The organism is Mesotoga sp. Brook.08.YT.4.2.5.2. (assembly GCF_003351125.1).
Classification (GTDB): Bacteria; Thermotogota; Thermotogae; order Petrotogales; family Kosmotogaceae; genus Mesotoga.
The window spans coordinates 171,570-189,283 of sequence record NZ_JPGZ01000009.1 but is presented as its reverse complement, the minus strand read 5'-3'; the positions used below and the strand labels follow the sequence as shown (position 1 = coordinate 189,283).

Annotated in this window: 19 protein-coding genes; all 19 read right to left on the bottom strand. The window is 45.6% G+C overall.

All coding sequences use genetic code 11. The features are described 5' to 3' along the window. Position 1: 1 nt before the first annotated feature. The 19 genes from rpsC to Q502_RS03025 all read right to left on the bottom strand — a co-directional run bounded on the left by rpsC (position 2) and on the right by Q502_RS03025 (position 17,678). Complete coding sequence (gene rpsC, locus Q502_RS03115) at positions 2-631, bottom strand: 30S ribosomal protein S3 (protein ID WP_099828912.1); 630 nt, start codon at positions 629-631, stop codon at positions 2-4. 10 nt (positions 632-641) lie between these two features. Continuing rightward, positions 642-1,076: a 50S ribosomal protein L22 gene (gene rplV, locus Q502_RS03110; RefSeq protein WP_099829017.1), complete on the bottom strand. Its 435-nt coding sequence runs from the start codon at positions 1,074-1,076 to the stop codon at positions 642-644. A gap of 14 nt (positions 1,077-1,090) precedes the next feature. Beyond that, positions 1,091-1,375, bottom strand: coding sequence for a 30S ribosomal protein S19 (gene rpsS / locus Q502_RS03105; RefSeq protein WP_039882973.1), 285 nt, complete (start codon positions 1,373-1,375; stop codon positions 1,091-1,093). A 19-nt stretch (positions 1,376-1,394) separates the two neighbouring features. Next, positions 1,395-2,222, bottom strand: a complete 828-nt coding sequence (gene rplB / locus Q502_RS03100; RefSeq protein WP_099828911.1) for a 50S ribosomal protein L2 — start codon at positions 2,220-2,222, stop codon at positions 1,395-1,397. A 16-nt stretch (positions 2,223-2,238) separates the two neighbouring features. Further along, positions 2,239-2,538, bottom strand: a complete 300-nt coding sequence (gene rplW, locus Q502_RS03095) for a 50S ribosomal protein L23 (RefSeq protein ID WP_099828910.1) — start codon at positions 2,536-2,538, stop codon at positions 2,239-2,241. Further along, the gene (gene rplD / locus Q502_RS03090; RefSeq protein ID WP_099828909.1) at positions 2,538-3,218 is read right to left on the bottom strand and encodes a 50S ribosomal protein L4; all 681 of its coding nucleotides are present in this window, start codon (positions 3,216-3,218) and stop codon (positions 2,538-2,540) included. Before rplD ends, rplW begins: the two co-directional genes overlap by 1 nt. A gap of 32 nt (positions 3,219-3,250) precedes the next feature. Then, positions 3,251-3,883, bottom strand: coding sequence for a 50S ribosomal protein L3 (gene rplC, locus Q502_RS03085; RefSeq protein WP_099828908.1), 633 nt, complete (start codon positions 3,881-3,883; stop codon positions 3,251-3,253). 22 nt (positions 3,884-3,905) lie between these two features. Beyond that, positions 3,906-4,214: a 30S ribosomal protein S10 gene (gene rpsJ / locus Q502_RS03080; RefSeq protein WP_006492343.1), complete on the bottom strand. Its 309-nt coding sequence runs from the start codon at positions 4,212-4,214 to the stop codon at positions 3,906-3,908. Positions 4,215-4,284: 70 nt separating this feature from the next. Then, a complete protein-coding gene (tuf, locus tag Q502_RS03075; RefSeq protein WP_099828907.1) occupies positions 4,285-5,481 on the bottom strand; it encodes an elongation factor Tu in 1,197 nt (398 codons plus the stop codon). Positions 5,482-5,514: 33 nt separating this feature from the next. Then, positions 5,515-7,539 carry an elongation factor G gene (gene fusA, locus Q502_RS03070; RefSeq protein WP_243392227.1) on the bottom strand — a complete coding sequence of 675 codons (2,025 nt, stop codon included), beginning with the start codon at positions 7,537-7,539 and terminating at the stop codon, positions 5,515-5,517. Positions 7,540-7,612: 73 nt separating this feature from the next. After that, complete coding sequence (gene rpsG / locus Q502_RS03065) at positions 7,613-8,080, bottom strand: 30S ribosomal protein S7 (protein ID WP_099828905.1); 468 nt, start codon at positions 8,078-8,080, stop codon at positions 7,613-7,615. Positions 8,081-8,094: 14 nt separating this feature from the next. Next, on the bottom strand, positions 8,095-8,469 hold the full coding sequence (gene rpsL, locus Q502_RS03060) for a 30S ribosomal protein S12 (protein ID WP_006492338.1): 375 nt from the start codon (positions 8,467-8,469) through the stop codon (positions 8,095-8,097). Between the two features lie 120 nt (positions 8,470-8,589). Continuing rightward, positions 8,590-9,519 carry a DNA polymerase III subunit delta gene (locus tag Q502_RS03055; protein WP_099828904.1) on the bottom strand — a complete coding sequence of 310 codons (930 nt, stop codon included), beginning with the start codon at positions 9,517-9,519 and terminating at the stop codon, positions 8,590-8,592. Continuing rightward, positions 9,491-11,308: a penicillin-binding transpeptidase domain-containing protein gene (locus Q502_RS03050; protein WP_243392221.1), complete on the bottom strand. Its 1,818-nt coding sequence runs from the start codon at positions 11,306-11,308 to the stop codon at positions 9,491-9,493. The genes Q502_RS03055 and Q502_RS03050 overlap by 29 nt, the downstream gene beginning before the upstream one ends. Positions 11,309-11,361: 53 nt before the next feature. After that, a complete protein-coding gene (locus tag Q502_RS03045; protein WP_099828902.1) occupies positions 11,362-11,649 on the bottom strand; it encodes a hypothetical protein in 288 nt (95 codons plus the stop codon). 15 nt (positions 11,650-11,664) lie between these two features. Beyond that, entirely contained in the window at positions 11,665-12,564 is a 900-nt protein-coding gene (gene rsmH / locus Q502_RS03040; RefSeq protein WP_099828901.1) for a 16S rRNA (cytosine(1402)-N(4))-methyltransferase RsmH, read from the bottom strand. A gap of 66 nt (positions 12,565-12,630) precedes the next feature. Beyond that, the gene (gene prfB, locus Q502_RS03035) at positions 12,631-13,743 is read right to left on the bottom strand and encodes a peptide chain release factor 2 (protein ID WP_099828900.1); all 1,113 of its coding nucleotides are present in this window, start codon (positions 13,741-13,743) and stop codon (positions 12,631-12,633) included. A gap of 14 nt (positions 13,744-13,757) precedes the next feature. After that, on the bottom strand, positions 13,758-16,217 hold the full coding sequence (secA, locus tag Q502_RS03030) for a preprotein translocase subunit SecA (protein ID WP_099828899.1): 2,460 nt from the start codon (positions 16,215-16,217) through the stop codon (positions 13,758-13,760). 9 nt (positions 16,218-16,226) lie between these two features. Beyond that, positions 16,227-17,678: a hypothetical protein gene (locus Q502_RS03025; RefSeq protein ID WP_099828898.1), complete on the bottom strand. Its 1,452-nt coding sequence runs from the start codon at positions 17,676-17,678 to the stop codon at positions 16,227-16,229. Positions 17,679-17,714: the final 36 nt, after the last annotated feature.

Sequence of the window (17,714 nt, the reverse complement as noted above, 5' to 3'; positions counted from 1 at the left end):
ATTACACCTGTACGTCGCCTTTGTAGATCCATACCTTCACTCCGATTATTCCCATCTTAGTAAAGGCTGTGGTGTAACCGTAGTCCAGATCAGCTCTGAGGGTCTGGAGAGGAAGTCTTCCTTCCAGGTACCACTCTGTCCTGGCAATATCAGCTCCGTTCAGTCTTCCGGAAACCATTATCTTGATACCTTTAGCTCCCTTTCTCATTGCAGTGAATATCGCTCTCTTCATGGCTCTCTTATAAGAAGCTCTCTTCTCAATTCTTGACGCAATATCCTCAGCAACAAGAATCGCATCGGTCTCGGGTGTTTTCACTTCTTCGATATTCAGCTGGAACTGCCTGGTTATAAGCTTCTCCAGCCGCTGCCTTAGCAGCTTCACTTCACTGCCTTTCTTTCCAATCATCACACCAGGTCTGGCGCACTTGATGGTAATAACCACCTTACCTGGCTCCGGCCTTTCGATGTAAATGTCGGAAACTCCGGCAGCCATGTAATTCTTCTTAAGAAAGTCCCTTATCTTAAGATCTTCGAGTAGATATTCTTTGTAGTTCCTCTCGTTAATCCATCGGGCTTTCCAATCTTTACTTACACCAAGCCTGAATCCATAAGGATGTACCTTCTGACCCACTTATGTCACCTCACTCCTGAGGATTGCTAGTTTCTTCGCGGTTTGCTACAACAACGGTTATGTGGCTAAATCTTTTCTGCTGAATATCTGCTCTTCCTCTACCTCGCGGCCACAATCGCTTCATTCTCGGACCGTCATCAACTACAGCTTTTTCAACATAGAGACTATCGATATTCAGTCCAAAATTGTTCTCTGCATTTGCTACTGCAGAGCGCAGAACTTTGTAAACCAAACGGGAGGCCTTTTTTGGTGAGAACTCTAGAATCTGAAAAGCCTCGCCCACTTCCTTATTTCTTATTGCGTTGACAACTGATCTCGCCTTTCTAGGGGAGATTCTGACAAACTTCGCAACTGCCTTTGCCTGAGTGACAGGAGTTGCTGCTGCTTCTTCTTTGCGCTTCCTATGGAAAACAGAACGCTTATCTCTCTGCGTAGCCTGCGCCATCTCAGCACCCTCCCTCATCTTACTTCACCCTTCTTGCTTTTCTTATCGGCATGCCCACCGAACCTCCTGGTGGGAGAGAACTCACCCAGTCTGTGACCAATCATATTCTCTGAAATGTAAACAGGTATATGCTTCATCCCGTTGTAGACAGCTATTGTGTGTCCGATCATTTCAGGAAGAATCATGGACGCCCTGCTCCAAGTCTTTATGGGTTTCTTTTCTCCCTTTTCATTCAGCTCTCTAATCTTTTTCAAGAGACTCGGGTGTACGTATGGGCCTTTCTTCTTAGATCTCGACATCTTCAACTACACCCCCTGATCAATTCTGGTTCCTGCGCTTCACTATGAGGTTATCTGAAGGCTTCTTGTTCTTCCTTGTCTTGTAACCTCTGGCCGGCTGGCCCCAGGGGCTCTGAGGAAGGTGTCCCTTAGAACGCCCTTCTCCTCCACCCATCGGGTGATCGACCGGGTTCATCGTCATGCCTCTGACCGACGGTCTAACTCCAAGCCATCTCTTTCTACCTGCTTTTCCATGGACCTCATTCGAGTGTTCTTCATTTCCGACCATGCCGATAGTTGCCATGCATTTCACAACTACTCTTCTCAACTCACCAGACGGCATCCTAAGAAGAGCGTATCTTCCCTCTTTTGCCATTAGCTGTGCGTAGGTACCCGCAGCTCTCGCAATCTGGCCGCCCTTGCCTGGTATAAACTCAACGTTATGCACGATCGTGCCGACCGGTATTCGCTCCAGTGGCATTGAATTTCCAACTGAAATTTCAGCCTGGTCGCCGTTCTGAATACCATCTCCGACCTTCAAACCCTTCGGAGCCAGCATGTATCTCTTCTCACCGTCGATGTATTGGAGAAGAGCAATCCTCGCCGTTCTGTTCGGGTCATACTCTATCGATACGACTTTCGCAGGAATACCTATCTTGTCTCTCTTGAAATCGATAACCCTGTAACGCTTTTTGGTTCCGCCACCCTGATGTCTAACAGTTATCCTTCCATGATGGTTTCTACCCGCGTTCTTGTTGATTGGCTCCAGAAGAGACTTTTCCGGTTCAGTCTTTGTAACTTCCTTGAAGTCTGGAAGAAGCATAAACCGTCTGCTTTTGGTGACGGGATTAAACTTTCTCAATGCCATATCATCTCACCTCACCTTAGTGTTGGCCTTCGAGTTCTTTAATCCTGTATCCAGTCACAAGCGTAACGATTGCTTTCTTCCAGGACCTCGACTTGCCAACAAAGACACCGCGCTTCTTTGGTTTTCCCTTCATGTTCATGATATTTACCTGTTTAACCTTCACATTGAAAAGCTTCTCAACGGCGTCTTTGACTGTCTGCTTATTGGCATCTCTATGAACCTCAAAAATGTACTTGTTCAATTCACCAGAAGCAACTGTCTTTTCAGTGATCAACGGTCTGAGGAGAACGTCTCCGTAATACTTCTTTTCAGTCATTACCCGAGCACCTCCTCGATCTTACGAACAAGATCAGTAGTGATCACAAGCTTTTCATGATTTACTATGTCGTAGACGTTAAGCCCGTCGATATTCGCCTTACTGGTGACGGCTGTATTTCCGGGATTGTCTGCGATTATTACCTTCACGCCATAGATGTTTTTCCCGGAGAGTCTAACGTTCTGATACTCATCCTTCTGCCACGGCAGAACGAAGAGCGTCTTCTGCGACTTATCGAGTCCAAGGTTACTCAAGACCTCCCTGAGCTGCTTCGTCTTTGGTTTGTCGAATTTGAGATCATCCAACACAATTAAATTGCCTTCATTGAGTCTGATACTTAGAACTGATCGTAGCGCAACCTTCTTCATTTTCTTGGTCATATTGAACGACCAGTCTTTTGGCTTCGGTCCATGAATCACTCCACCGTGCCTCCAGAGTGGACTTCTGGTTGAACCGACTCTGGCTCTTCCTGTGTGTTTCTGGGCCCAGGGTTTTCTTCCCCCGCCCCTAACCTCTGATCTTGTCTTCGCCGAAGCCAGTCCGGCACGTCTGCCTGAAAGCTGCATATTAACGTATCTGTACATCAGATCCTTGTTAGGTTCAACGTTAAAAACGCTTTCACTCAGTTCTACTGTGCCAACTTTCTGGCCGGCCATATTCACAACGTCGGCTTGAGCCATTGTTGCGTCCTCCTTCCAACACATTTTCGGGGCTATCTGTTTGCGCTCTTGATTATTAAGAGGCCGCCCCTCGCTCCTGGAACTGCGCCATAAATGGCTAAGAGTCCATTCTCTGCATCGACTTTTACTACGGTTAGATTCTTTACTGTCTTCTTTTCGTTACCGTACTGACCGGGCATCTTCTTGCCCTTCCAGATCTTCGCCGGATCAGTGTGGTTACCTACTGAACCTAGCTCTCTGTGGAATTTCGAACCATGAGAAGCCTCTCCGCCTCTAAAGTTCCATCTCTTCATCGCGCCGGAAAAACCTCTCCCCTTCGAAAATCCAGTCACATCTACCTTCTCGCCTTCAGAAAAGACGCCGACTTCTATGATATCACCAACATTGAAGTCATTGACGTTACCAAACTTGAACTCTTTGAGAACTCTATGTGGTTTGACCTTTGCTGCTTCAAACTTTTTCACCAGAGGCTTTGTAAGTATTTTCTTTGCTCTTTCCGGTGTAAGCTCTTCGAATCCAACTTGAACGGCGTCGTATTCGCCACCTTCACTCGTCTTTTTCTGTACTACTGTACATGGACCGGCTTTCACTACGGTAACTCCGAAGGCTTTTCCATCTTTGTATATAGTTGTCATACCGAGTTTTCTACCCAATATACCTTTCATCTATCACACCTCCGAAGTCTCTTTACAGTTTAATCTCCACGTCTACACCCGCGGGGAGGTCGACTTTCATAAGAGAATCTATCGTCTTTGGTGTAGGATCTAGGATCTCAATCAACCTCTTATGAACTAGCTTCTCAAACTGCTCTCTTGCATCCTTGAACTTGTGTGGCGAAGTTAGAACAGTGTAGAGCGTCCTCTCCGTTGGCAATGGCACCGGACCCGATACCTTAGCATTGGTGAGCTTTACAGCTTCGACAATTTTCTTGGCCGACAAGTCAAGCAGTTTATGATCGTAAGCCTTCAAGCGAATCCTGATTTTTTGCTTGGCCATGCCTAAATGTTCCCTCCTTCTGTTAACAGGGAAGGGAGATTACTCCCCCTTCTCCTGGAAAGACCGTTAATCACTCAATTATTGAGCTGACGACTCCGGCGCCAACTGTCCTGCCACCCTCACGGATTGCAAATCTCAAACCCTTTTCAATCGCAACGGGGTAGATAAGCTGGATAGTCATTTCAACGTTATCGCCAGGAATAACCATTTCGACACCCTCGGGAAGATCCGCGATTTCTCCAGTAACGTCTGCTGTCTTAATGAAGAACTGAGGCCTGTAACCCTTTGTAAACGGAGAATGGCGACCTCCCTCTTCCTTCTTCAGAACATAGACGTTTGCAGTGAATTTCTTGTGAGGTGTTATTGATCCTGGTTTTGCAAGTACCTGCCCTCTCTTGACTTCTTCCTTTGCCACACCTCTCAGAAGTGCCCCGATATTGTCGCCGGCCTGCCCCTCATCAAGGAGTTTTCTGAACATTTCCACACCGGTACATACTGTCTTCTTCGTCTCATAGGAAAGTCCAATTATCTCAACTTCATCACCGACATGAACAGCTCCGCGCTCGATTCTTCCAGTAACTACCGTTCCTCTTCCTGTAATGGTGAAGATATCCTCCACTGGCATGAGGAATGGCTTGTCAGTTTCTCTGACAGGCTCCGGGAAGTAATCGTCGCAGGCATTCATCAGCTCGTATATGCTCTCTGTCCATTCATTTGGACTATCTGCTTCAAGTGCCTTCAGCGCAGAGCCCTTGATAACTGGAAGCTCGTCACCAGGGAACTCATAGGAGGAAAGAAGCTCTCTTACTTCTTCCTCAACCAGTTCGACCAATTCTTCATCGTCGACTGCGTCGACCTTGTTTATGTACACCACCATTGCGGGAACGTTGACCTGTCTCGCAAGGAGAACGTGTTCCCTCGTCTGAGGCATGACACCGTCAGTAGCAGCGACAACAAGAATAGCCCCGTCCATCTGAGCGGCTCCGGTGATCATGTTCTTGATATAGTCAGCGTGACCTGGACAGTCGATGTGGGCGTAATGCCTTTTGTCAGTCTGGTACTCGATATGAGCAACGTTGATTGTGATTCCTCTTGCTTTTTCCTCCGGCGCCTTGTCAATTGAGTCAAACGGGGAGAAGTCAGCAAGACCCTTGAATGCCAGACTCTTTGTAATTGCCGCAGTAAGAGTAGTCTTACCGTGGTCAATGTGTCCAATCGTACCGATGTTAAGATGTGGTTTTGAACGTTCAAATTTTTCCTTAGCCATGGTTTCCCTCCTCCAAAAACTTATTTGGGATCTCTATCTTCCAAGAATCTTATCTGCAATTTTCACTGGAACTTCCGAATAGTGGGAGAACTGAATAATGTGGATTGCTCTTCCCTGCGAGAGGGATCTGCAAACTGTCGCATAACCGAAAAGCTCGGAAAGAGGAACGTGAGCCTTAATAATCTTGAGACCAGCCCTGGTCTCGAAACCCTCAATCTTGGCTCGCCTGGAATTCAGATCAGCAATCAAGTCTCCCATATATTCTTCAGGCGTATTAATCTCTACAGCCATTATCGGTTCAAGCAAAGAAGGACTCGCTTTGCGTACAGCTTCTTTGAAGGCCATCGATCCAGCAATACTGAAAGCAATCTCCGAAGAATCCACTTCATGGTAAGAACCGTCCAGCAAAGAAACTTTCACGTTGACCATTGGGTAACCAGCAAGAAATCCCGAATCCATCGCTTCTCTGACTCCACGCTCAACAGGCTTTATGAACTCCCTCGGAATTGTTCCGCCAACCGTACTGTCTTCAAAAACGAAGTTGGAATTCTTGTCAGTGATGGGCTCAACACTTAAGATCACATGCCCGTACTGACCCTTGCCACCGGTCTGTCTTATATACTTCGCTTCACCAATGGCTTTCGCTCTTATTGTCTCTCGATAAGCGACCTGTGGGTTTCCAACCCTTAGGCCAACGTTGAACTCTCTCTTGATTCTCTCAACAATTACCTCAAGATGAAGTTCCCCCATTCCCGACAAGATCGTCTCTCCCATCTCGGTGTCAACATAACTCCTAAGGGAAGGATCCTCCTCTACGAGAGCAAAAAGCGCTTTACTCAGCTTAGAAGCATCATCTTTAGTCTGTGGTTCTATCGCAATCGAGATTACAGGTTCCGGAAACTCGATCTTCTCCAAGATAATCTTTTCATCAGCACGACCCACTGTTTCTCCGGTCATGGTATTCTTTAAACCAACGACTGCAACTATATCCCCGGCACGTATATAGTCAACCTCTTCTCTCTTATCTGCATGCATAAATAGTAGTCTGGAAATCCTCTCCTTGACGTTCTTGTTTGCGTTAATTACGTATGATCCCTTCTCTAGAGAACCTGAATACACCCTTAAAAAGGTCAATTTTCCAACAAATGGATCAACCATTATCTTGAAAGCCAATGCAACAAAGGGTCCGTTCTCGTCCGGGTGAACCTCAATTTCATTTCCACTGTCAATTAACTCTCCTATTACGGGGGGTAGATCCTTCGGCGATGGCAGGTAATCGACAACAGCATCGAGCAGCAGCTGAATCCCCTTGTTCTTAAAGGCAGATCCACAGAGAACCGGAGTCAATAGTCCCGCAAGAGTAGCTTTCCTTATTGCCGCTTTCATTCTATCTGACGGAAGATCCTTACCCTCTATATATAACTCCATGAGTTCTTCATCAAACTCAGCGACGTGAGTAACCAGATCTTCACGAGCCTCTTCCACCTCGTTCAGCATACTCTCAGGTATCATGGAGACTCCGTATTCCGTCCCGTTTTGGTTAGTCCATCGAAACGCTTTCATCTCGACAAGGTCAATAACGCCTTCGAAGTTTGCCTCAGAACCAATTGGGAGCTGAATTGCCACGGGGTTGGCCTTCAATTTAGCAATCATGGAATCAACTGCCGCCTTGAAATCAGCTCCGATTTTATCCATCTTGTTCATGAAGGCAATTCTAGGGACATGATATTTGTCTGCCTGTCTCCAAACTGTCTCGGACTGCGGCTCTACTCCAGCCTGAGCGTCAAACACGGCAACGGCGCCGTCAAGAACCCTCAACGATCTTTCGACCTCAACCGTAAAGTCAACGTGCCCGGGTGTATCAATAATATTAATCCGATAATCCTTCCAAAATGCTGTAGTTGCTGCAGAAGTGATAGTGATGCCTCTTTCCTTCTCCTGGTCCATCCAATCCATTGTTGCGGTACCTTCGTCAACACTACCGAGCTTGTAATTTTTTCCAGTATAGAAGAGAATACGCTCGGTGGTAGTTGTCTTACCCGCGTCTATATGAGCCATTATTCCTATGTTTCGGGTCTTTTCTAGGGTCGTGACTCTCTCTTTCACTATCCTTCCTCCTGCCGAACTGCCTCTACCATCTGAAATGAGCGTAAGCCTTTCCAGCCTCCGCCATTCTGTGCACGTCTTCTCTCTTCTTAACTGCGTTTCCCTGTCCATTGTATGCGTCAACAAGTTCCAAAGCGAGCTTCTCTTTGAGTGGTTTGCCCGACTTCGACCTAGCGGATGTTACTATCCATCTTATCGCAAGCGCAACTGCACGTCTTTCAGGAACTTCGAAAGGTATCTGATATGTAGACCCCCCAACTCTTCTTGGCCTTACTTCCAAAAGAGGCTTCACGTTGTTAAGAGCTTTCTTAAATGCCTCCATCGGGGGCTGCTTAGTTCTCTCAGAGAGAGCTTCGAGTGCTCCATATACCGTTGCTTCTGCCTTGCTCTTCTTTCCATCAATCATTATCTTGTTGATTAATCTTGTTACTACTGCGTCATTGTAGATTGGATCAAGTACTACTTCTCTCTTCTCAGACTGACGTCTTCTCATCTAGAACTGCCTCCTTATTTCTTCGGCCTCTTGGCGCCATATCGACTTCTCGACTGCTTCCTGTTCGCTACACCTTCAGCGTCTAAAGTACCTCTCACTATCTTGTATCTTACGCCAGGAAGGTCCTTCACTCTTCCACCTCTCACAAGAACTACGGAATGCTCCTGCAGGTTGTGACCTTCACCAGGAATGTAGGCCGTTACTTCTGTCCCATTTGAGAGACGTACTCTCGCGATTTTCCTCAGAGCTGAGTTCGGCTTCTTAGGTGTCATTGTAGAGACCCTTACACAGACTCCTCGCTTCTGAGGATTGTTTTCAAGAGCCGGAGAAGCAGACTTCTGCTTCAACTGTTTCCTTCCGTGTCTTATCAATTGATTTATAGTGGGCATCTGGTTGCGATTCGCCTCCTTATAAGCATTTTGCCGAAAGCAATTGTACAATGCGCTGGTGGTACTGTCAATTGAAGCTAGCTGAACGGGATGTTTCAGGTAGAAAATGTTACCTAAGAGTTACTTCAAGTTTGAAGATTCTCCGACTAACTGAAAAAACGAAAGTTGCTGATTTGATTGCCCATTCTTTATTGATTCATCGAGCTCTTGAAGAAAGACGATTAGATTCTTCAGAAACAACCTGGAATGCAAAAGACTGAGATTTACTCTCTTCTCTCTCATGTTTGAAAAACTGTACCCCAGAAGTTTTGCAACTCTTGCACTAGCTATACCGGTCGAACTAGAGATATCTTTTATCTCCGTCCAAGTCACTCCTGTTCGTCCTTTTCTCTTCTCCAGTATCGTACCCAAATCAATAGCAAGCTTAGCCAGTACCGAGGAGAAGTAAGTAAATGGAACCGATGATTCCTTGGCGAAGCTAAGAAAACTCTCATCATTACTCAAGAAGCAAACCGCAAGGAATTCAACCTCTGTAGCGATATCGAAATCGATAAACTTCTCAACAGTTTTCTCATCTATTTCGGGAGAGAGTACGGATAATTTTTCAAGTTCACGGAGGATTCTGAATTCTTTCTTTCCCACTCTGCTTAAAATGACCTCAGCAGCAGCCCTAGAGATCGTTTTCCCGATAAGTTTGGCAATTTTCATTGTGTGCAACTGCCACTTGTCGTCTTCCCACGGCTTAGGAAGAACGAAGATGTGCTTTTCTGACTCAACATCTATGTTCAAACGTCCCTCGATGAAAACATCGATCTCCTCACCTAAGGAAAAAATCAACGCCTCAACGGCCTTCCTCTCCTCTTTCTTCCAAAGATCAAATTTGGAGAGCTTCACAGGTTTCGGTCCGAACATCCCCACGGTCGAAATAGCCGTCCTGAACTTTACGCTCTTGTCAGGCATATCTTCGCTTATGTGGAAAAAACCCGTTGCTCTCTCTCGAATGAAGAAGTCTTTCAGAACCTCACTGTCCCCCGTTATCTCGTATATCATAGCTTAATGCTCCTAACCACACTTCAAATCTATCTTCAACAGGCTGGCCTATCTCCGGATACTGGCTTATGACACAACCCGAGCCGTGAATTACTATCTTGTCGACCCCATAGATCTCCGCAATTTCTCTTACATCTAGTAGTGAGTATCCTCCTAGATCGGGCATCTTCCAGCTGTAAACACCTTCGTAGATCTCTTTTTCAACACCTATCCCGTATAGATTTCTCACAATTGACGCAAACATCGGAGCCGCTACGAATCCTCCGTAGTAAGCGCCTGCCTTCGGTGTATCTATCATTATATATAAAGTGTATGTCGGATTTTCAACAGGAAAGAAACCGTAGAAAAGTGAATAATAAGTCTCTTCGTTATACCCTCCCGGTCCAGCCTTTTGAGCAGTTCCGGTCTTCCCGGCTATTCTGATTCCATCAACTCTGGCCATTGTGCCGGTTCCCTCGATCACTACGCTCTCAAGTATTGGAAGCATGGTTGAAACTAGTTCTGGGGAAAACAGAGTCCCATCAACTTTCTTAGGAATGTTTGTCAGCCCCTCACCGCTCCTTATGGCTCTGACAAACGTTGGAGTAATGAATTGCCCCCCTGAAGGAAAGACATTGAGAGCTTTTACCATCTGGAATATGTTAACCCCGAGACCCTGACCTATTGGGAACTGGTAGGGAGAAATCAAAGACCAATCCTTTGCCCTGGGTAGAATTCCGGGAGTCTCGCCAGGAAGATCTACTCCTGAGAGCCTACCAAACCCAATATTTCTTAACTGATTGTACATTTCCTCCTTACCAAGAGTATTAAGTATCTTCCCGCCCACCTGAACTGCAGCAACGTTGCATGAATTGATGATTGCCTCCCTGAAAGTCTGAACACCGTGTCGTTCGCCCTCTACATCTCTGATAACTATGTCGAGTCCAGGAACAGGCTGGATCCTTCCAGTGCATTGAAAAGTCATGGTTTCTGTAATAGATCCGCTTTGCAACGCCAATGAGTAGATCAACGGTTTTATTGTTGAACCTGGTTCAAAGATTCCCATCAATCCAACGTCCCAGTCGTAAGCACCTGCATACGCCAGTATCTTTCCCGTCTTGCTCTCTATGAGGAGCGCAACTCCACCGTCTGCCATGTTCTTCTCGACGGTTGTCATTAGTTCTTCGTATACCATCTTCTGAATGTCTATGTCAATCGAGAGATATATGTCATCGCCATTTGTTGGTTCTTCTCTCCAGGCACTTGTGAGCGTCCTTCTTATCAAACCGTCCTCTTTGCCTGAAAGATGCTCGTTGTAGCTTAGCTCTATACCATTAAGCGGAACCCCGCCCTTGTCAAGCTTACCGATTATCCTATCTAAACCATATTCTCCAAAACTCAATCTCTCCCTCTGCATTTCCAGGGAGATATACCGTCTTGTTATCGGTGTAATTCTTCGTTGCATCTCATCGTTAGTCGGCGCAGTGCCAAGAAGGAGAAAACTCTTTGTGCTCTGAAGATTTTCCTGAAGCTTCTCATAAGAAATGCCGAAAGAAAGCTCAACATTCTTGAGAACACGATCCACTTGATCGGACGAAGTCGCAAGTCGTAGATACCCAAGATCAAGCCATGCTTCATAGATCAGTGAATCACTAGCTAGAAGTCTGCCTCTTGAATCGTAGATAGAGCCTCTCAGAGCAGGAATCTTGTTTACTCCGAGCATCACCGGCAAATCCGGGTCAGTAAACAGGGAGATATATCCCGCTCTTACCGCGAAGACTCCTACACAAAGTATAAGAAGAACATACAACAGTGTAACTCTGCTAGCCAGTCTCTTGATTTAAGATCCACCTCGACAAAGTTCTACTTTTCTGCTCTCACCCCAACAACCGTCTGTAAATATGAAATTTCCCTAGAGACATCTCCTAGTCGAGACTTCATGACTGTGATGCTCTGCTCTCTATTCGTCGCCACCTCTGTAATTTTATCAACTTCATTGCCAAAATAGAACGGGAGAGCAATTGAAACTGCCAGTGAAAGAAAAATCACAAGAACTTGCAGAAAACCAAATAAACCCCATACTTCACTGTTCGTTAAGGCTTCGCCGCCCTCACGCGCCAGCGATTTCCGCTTCGCTGTTATGGCTTGCACGAGATGTTCCTCCCTTCAAATCCGCTCCGCTGCCCTCAACCTTGCACTTCTTGCTCTTAGATTGAGTTCTACTTCTTCTTGTGACGGCTGTATGGGTTTCTTCGTAAGGATCTTCAACTCTGAGTCCGATTTCTCCCTGAATACCCTTTTTGCTATGCCGTCTTCCAAAGAATGAAATGAAATAAAAACGATCCTACCGCCTTGCTTAAGAAAACCGGGAATGCTTCTCAGGACACCTTCGATGTTCTCTAATTCCTTGTTAACTACAATTCTTATCGCTTGAAACGTCTTTGTTGCGAAATGTCTTTTCCTCTTGTACCTTTCGGCCGGTGGCATTGCTGCTTTCACTGCATCGTGCAACTCTCTGGTAGTAGATAAAGGTCTTCTGTTAACTATGCATTTCGCTATTCTTCTGGCAAATCTCTTCTCGTCACCATACTCAAAGATGATCCTCGACAGTTCACTTTCGCTGTAGCTGTTCACAACATCTGCTGCTGTAATCTTATTTGAGAGATCCATACGCATATCGAGCGGTTCGTCCAGTTCGTACGAAAACCCTCTTCCTTTAGCCTTCAGCTGAAAAGTGGAAGTGCCAACATCCAACAAAACTCCGTCTACCCTTTCAACGCCTGCCTGCCTTAATACTGTTTCGAAATCAACGTAAGAAGAATTAAATAGTCTGAACTTGCCCCGGTATTCTTCGAGATTCTGCTCCGCTAAATCCAGAACCTCACGGTCTACATCCAGTCCAATGACTCTTGCCTGACCGTTGGTGGCCTTCAGTATTGCCTTTATGTGACCACCCTCTCCAGCGGTACAATCAAGATAGGTACCCTCAATACGTCCACCAAGCAAATAATGGAGCGCTTCGTGAACCATAACGCTCCTGTGGTGTTCATCATATTGCCTGGACACTGAATTCACTCCGCTCGGAAGAATAATAACATTTTTCTATAGCCAAAGTCAAACTCATAGCGATATTCATTCGAGAGATTTTTCTATTGATGAGAAGAAAAGCAGTTCCTTCTCAATGAATTCGTCTATCTCTCCATTCATTACAGATTGAATGTCGCCAGTCTCCGCATCTGTTCTGTGGTCTTTAACCATTGTGTAAGGCTGGAATACGTATGATCTTATCTGATTTCCCCACGAAATATCTTTTTGATCACCCATTAGCTTGAGTTTCTCGTTACGCTTTTTCTCTATCTCGATTTCAAATAGCTTTGCGTAGAGCATCTTCATTGCATTTGCCTTGTTTTGGTGCTGAGACCTTTCCGTCTGACATGCAACAACTATTCCTGTTGGAAGATGAGTAATTCTAACGGCAGAGTCTGTTTTGTTCACATGCTGCCCACCGGCACCGCCGGATCTGTATGTATCGACCTTGAGGTCTTCAGGTTTTATCTCGATTTCAGGTACTTCATCCATCTCGGGAAAGACACTAACAGAAGCAAAAGAAGTGTGTCTTCTGTGATTTGCATCAAATGGAGAAATTCTTACTAGCCTGTGGACACCCGCCTCAAACTTCAGCTTTCCATAGGCATGTGGACCAGCCAAATTCAGGGTTACACTCTTGATTCCTGCCTCATCTCCAGGCAATTCATCGACTATAGTTATTCTGTATCCATTTCCTTCGGCCCATCTCATGTACATCCTCATTAGCATTGACGCCCAGTCCTGGGACTCGGTTCCTCCGGCACCTGGGTGAATTGACATAAAACAGTTGTTATTATCGTACTTTCCGCTCAGGAGGATCGTTAGCTCAAACTCCCTGACCTTCTTTTCCGCCGATCTTACAAGCTCTTCAACGTTCTTGACGAAGCTTTCGTCTTCTCCCGATAGCTCAACAGCAATGTCAATGCTTTCAAACTCCTCTTCCACATCCCTTAGAAGAGCAAGGATTCCGCGGAGCGACTGCGCATCTATTCCCAGCTTGGAAGCCTCTCTTTGGTCGTTCCATATTGAGGGATCACTCATCCTTTTTTCGATATCCTTCAGTTTCTCATCTATCTTCTCGAGATCAAGAGTCTCTCTTATTGAATCGAATTTCTCCCTCAGCTCTTGAATTCTCAAGTTTGTTTCATAGCTAATCAAGTTACACCTCCGGACTAACGTTTCACCTTGAACCTTTTTGTGCCCTTCTTCTTGCCGCCAGTGTCTGCCTTTTTTTCTCCTCCGACTCCACTGAAATCCGAGTGCATAGCTTGAAGACTTCTGAATTCCTTGTCGGCGTTTTGCTTGGCCTTATCACTATCGACTCTAACTATTCTGACTATGGCACTGGCAATGTCATCATAAAGAGAATCGGTCAACTGCTGAAAAAGAATGAAAGACTCTTTCTTGAATTCTATCACAGGATCTTTCTGACCGTAAGCTCTTAAACCCACCGAGTCTTTGAGGTGCTCAATAGATTCTAGGTGTCTTCTCCATCTCTCATCGATCATCCTTAGCATAATGTACTTCATCACCTGAGGGAACTCATCTCCAAATGAAGCCTTCTTTTCGGCATAAATCTTCTGCAGAAGCGACAAGGTTACGTTTCTAAGCTCCTCGACGTTCTTAATGTCCTTGAGCCGCTCAATGTCCCCTGCAGGCAGGAAACTGAAGGAGACTTTAATATCTTCAAAAGAAGGAAGCTGCGCAAGTCCCGACAGTCTTCTATCAACTACATCTTCAATAATCTCAAAGACATTCGAATCGATCTCTTCGCCCTTCAATACCCAGTTGCGGTGAGCATATATGGCGCTCCTCTGCTGATCAATAACCGAATCGAGCTCGTAAAGGCGTCTCCTAATCTCGAAATGCATTCCCTCAATCTTTTTTTGAGCAGACGAAATAATCCTGCTTAGAAGCGAATGCTCTATTGGTTGACCTTTTTCGATCTTGAGGGTATTCATAATCGATTGCATTCGTTCGCCACCGAACAGTCGAAGAAGATCATCTTCAGTAGAGAGGAAGAATCTTGACTCTCCTGGGTCGCCCTGTCTACCTGATCTGCCAACTAGCTGATTGTCAATTCTTCTGCTCTCGTGCCGCTCCGTTCCAAGAACGTACAGTCCTCCAAGTTCCACAACCCCATCACCAAGTTTTATGTCAGTTCCTCTCCCGGCCATATTAGTGGCTATAGTAACGGTTTTTCGCTCACCTGCATTAGCCACGATTTCTGCTTCTCTCTCATGGTATTTTGCATTTAAGACTTCATGAGGAACCCCCTTTTTCTGCAGCATTTTGCTCAGGAGCTCACTCTTTTCTATTGAAGTAGTACCAACGAGCACTGGCTGTCCCTTCTCATATCGTTGAGCGATCTCAGCAGTGATCGCTTCGTTTTTCTCCTCCCTTGTCTTATAGATTGCATCTTCTTTATCCAGCCTAATTACTCTCTTGTTCGTCGGAATAACGGCGACCGGAGTATTATACATAGAAATGAACTCGGATTCTTCAGTCGCGGCCGTACCGGTCATTCCCGATACCTTTTCATAGAGCTTGAAGTAATTCTGAAAGGTAATAGTTGCGAAAGTGACTGATTCCTGTCTTATCTGCACGTTTTCTTTGGCTTCTATGGCCTGATGAAGACCCTCAGAGTACCTTCTTCCAGGGAGCAACCTGCCGGTGAACTCGTCAACAATGACAACTTCACCTTCATTAGTAACAAGATAATCAACTTCTCGTCTGTAGAAAATCATAGCCTTCAATGCATTCAAAAGATGGAAGATGTAGTCATAATTACTGGGGTCGTAAAGATTTTCTATCTGAAGAAGCTTCTCAGCCTTTTCTATTCCTTCATCTGTAAGGGTCACCGTTCTGTCCTTTTCATCGACAACAAAATCTTTTTCGGCCTGAAATCGCTTTGCAAAGAAGGCGAACTGTCTATACAGACTTGACGAGTCCTGAGCGGGACCAGAGATGATCAGTGGCGTTCTCGCCTCATCTATGAGGATTGAATCGGCCTCATCTACAATCACGTAGTTGTGGCCTCTCTGAACTTTGTTCTCGAGAGAGTAGACAAGATTGTCTCTCAAGTAGTCAAAACCAAACTCATTTGCAGTTCCATAAGTTATATCGCAATCATAGGCTTTTTTTCTCTCCATAGGCTCCATTGCTGCTTGGATGAACCCAGCTTGCAACCCAAGATACTCATAAACCGGCCCCATCCATCCCGCATCCCTTTTTGCAAGGTAATCGTTCACAGTTGCGAGATGACAACCCTTACCTGACAGAGCATTTAGATACAGGGGCATCGTTGCCACAAGAGTTTTTCCTTCACCGGTTTTCATTTCTGCGATCTTGCCTTCGTTTAGAGAAAGAGCACCCATAAGCTGCACGTCAAAGGGTCTCATCTTCACTGTCCTCTTGGCAGCTTCTCTTGCCAGCGCAAAGGCCTCCGGCAGAACAGACTCAAGCGACTGGCCCTCGTCAATCCTGGCTTTGAATTCCTCAGTTTTCTTCACGAAATCTAGTCGATCGTACTTACTGACCTCTCGCTCTAATTCATTTATCTTTTCAACTGTTTTTGAATACTTCTTGAGAAGCATTTTGTTTTTGTCGAATATCTTCGAGAAAATCCCCATCAAATCACCTCAATAGAAACGTAGCGCGTGAATCATATTACCGTTTTCATAGAAGGTTTGCTGGTAGAGGAGAGCGCTATCTACAGAAATCCCCATGAGAGATCTAAAAACCTTCTTCATGTCAATAAATGCATGCAAGATATCGTTGTCCATGCCCAATCTTCTGACGAATTCGTAACTTGTGTTACTACTCAAAACCTCTGCATTAGAAAGCAATCTGTAGTATTCGTCGGGTGTAAGCGAAGTGAGCACGGTTGTCTCGGCTGAGAAAATGAAATATATGGTATCAAAATCATTCTCAAGTTCGTAGATACGGCTGCCCCTGTACGAGGACTGAACCGCACCCCACTCTTTGAGCGGTCCTTCGAGTCTTTCGGTATCCGGGCTTCTGTTAGTAAACACCGCTGTTACTCTCGGAGTCTCAGAGACCAAATCACCATATATCCTTGTATTTCCTGTGCTTTCTCTCGAGAGAAGGACAACAAAATCCGCAAGTTCTCTGTAAGGTTCGAGATCAAGCTCAAACCAGTGAGCGAGCTCCTTCCTCAAGGTCTCTACAGATGAGGAAGGAAAGAAAACCGTGTAGTCACCAAGAGTTGCCTTTGATGCCTCTACCTCCTTGGCATCAGACAAGGAAATCATCTTCTCAAGCTCTTCACTGTCCACAAACATCGTATCCTGAACAATCGTAGCTGTAAGTGTATGTCCTTCCGGACGAGCAAAAACCACAGTACTTTCGATTGAAAAGGTAGACTCAAGTCCCAGATCAAGCTGAAATCGGTCTCCATCAATATAACCGGCAAGAGTGAAGTCATAACTCTTCTCCGCAACCTCTCTGCCCTTACCGTTTGACTCCAGTAACCTACCACCTTCTCCAGCATATGTCTTCATAGCCAGAGTAACAGCCTCTTTATTACCGCCGATTATTAGGTAGTCATCTGCGGCATTGTAGAAGAGAGTTCCTGTACTGCTCCTCAACTCGTTAACTGTCTCTCCAGGTTGAACGAATATTGCCATATCCAGAAGGGCTGCCGTAGCTTTCAATAACTGAAAGGAATTAGAGGTTCTCCAAGCTATGAAAACTCTGTTCCTGGTGAGCTTCAGTTTCTCAAGGAGATAAAACGGATCAAACATCAGCAGATCATCAAGAGAGAGATCGATACCTTCGCCAACGAGAAGAATGTCATTATTCAAAGCGTTCTTAAGAAAACTCGTATCGACCTCCGCATTGTATCCAGCAGCATCGATTATCCCATAAAAGGCTCGTTCAGCACCGAACCCGTCATCCCCGAGATAGGCACCGAAAAAATTGGTGCTGTCCCTGAGAACTTCCATCGTTGATCTCAACCCACGAAGAATGAGAAAATAGCCGACATCTTCAGGAACGAAATCGAAAATATCTTGTGCCACTAATGCGGAAAAAGAAACAAGCACCAGCATAAAAACGAGTAAGGATTTCAAGCTCTCCCGGATCACTCAAGTGAACCGGGGTTTTCC

Coding starts and splice junctions, on each gene's coding strand:
- secA (WP_099828899.1), bottom strand. CDS start 16,217: ATGGGGATTTTCTCGAAGATATTCGACAAAAACAAAATGCTTCTCAAG.
- rplD (WP_099828909.1), bottom strand. CDS start 3,218: ATGGCTCAAGCCGACGTTGTGAATATGGCCGGCCAGAAAGTTGGCACA.
- rpsL (WP_006492338.1), bottom strand. CDS start 8,469: ATGCCCACTATAAATCAATTGATAAGACACGGAAGGAAACAGTTGAAG.
- tuf (WP_099828907.1), bottom strand. CDS start 5,481: ATGGCTAAGGAAAAATTTGAACGTTCAAAACCACATCTTAACATCGGT.
- Q502_RS03055 (WP_099828904.1), bottom strand. CDS start 9,519: ATGATATACGAGATAACGGGGGACAGTGAGGTTCTGAAAGACTTCTTC.
- rplC (WP_099828908.1), bottom strand. CDS start 3,883: ATGAAAGGTATATTGGGTAGAAAACTCGGTATGACAACTATATACAAA.
- rpsJ (WP_006492343.1), bottom strand. CDS start 4,214: ATGGCCAAGCAAAAAATCAGGATTCGCTTGAAGGCTTACGATCATAAA.
- rpsG (WP_099828905.1), bottom strand. CDS start 8,080: ATGAGAAGACGTCAGTCTGAGAAGAGAGAAGTAGTACTTGATCCAATC.
- rplW (WP_099828910.1), bottom strand. CDS start 2,538: ATGACTGAAAAGAAGTATTACGGAGACGTTCTCCTCAGACCGTTGATC.
- rplB (WP_099828911.1), bottom strand. CDS start 2,222: ATGGCATTGAGAAAGTTTAATCCCGTCACCAAAAGCAGACGGTTTATG.
- fusA (WP_243392227.1), bottom strand. CDS start 7,539: ATGGCTCATATAGACGCGGGTAAGACAACTACCACCGAGCGTATTCTC.
- rpsS (WP_039882973.1), bottom strand. CDS start 1,375: ATGTCGAGATCTAAGAAGAAAGGCCCATACGTACACCCGAGTCTCTTG.
- rplV (WP_099829017.1), bottom strand. CDS start 1,076: ATGGCGCAGGCTACGCAGAGAGATAAGCGTTCTGTTTTCCATAGGAAG.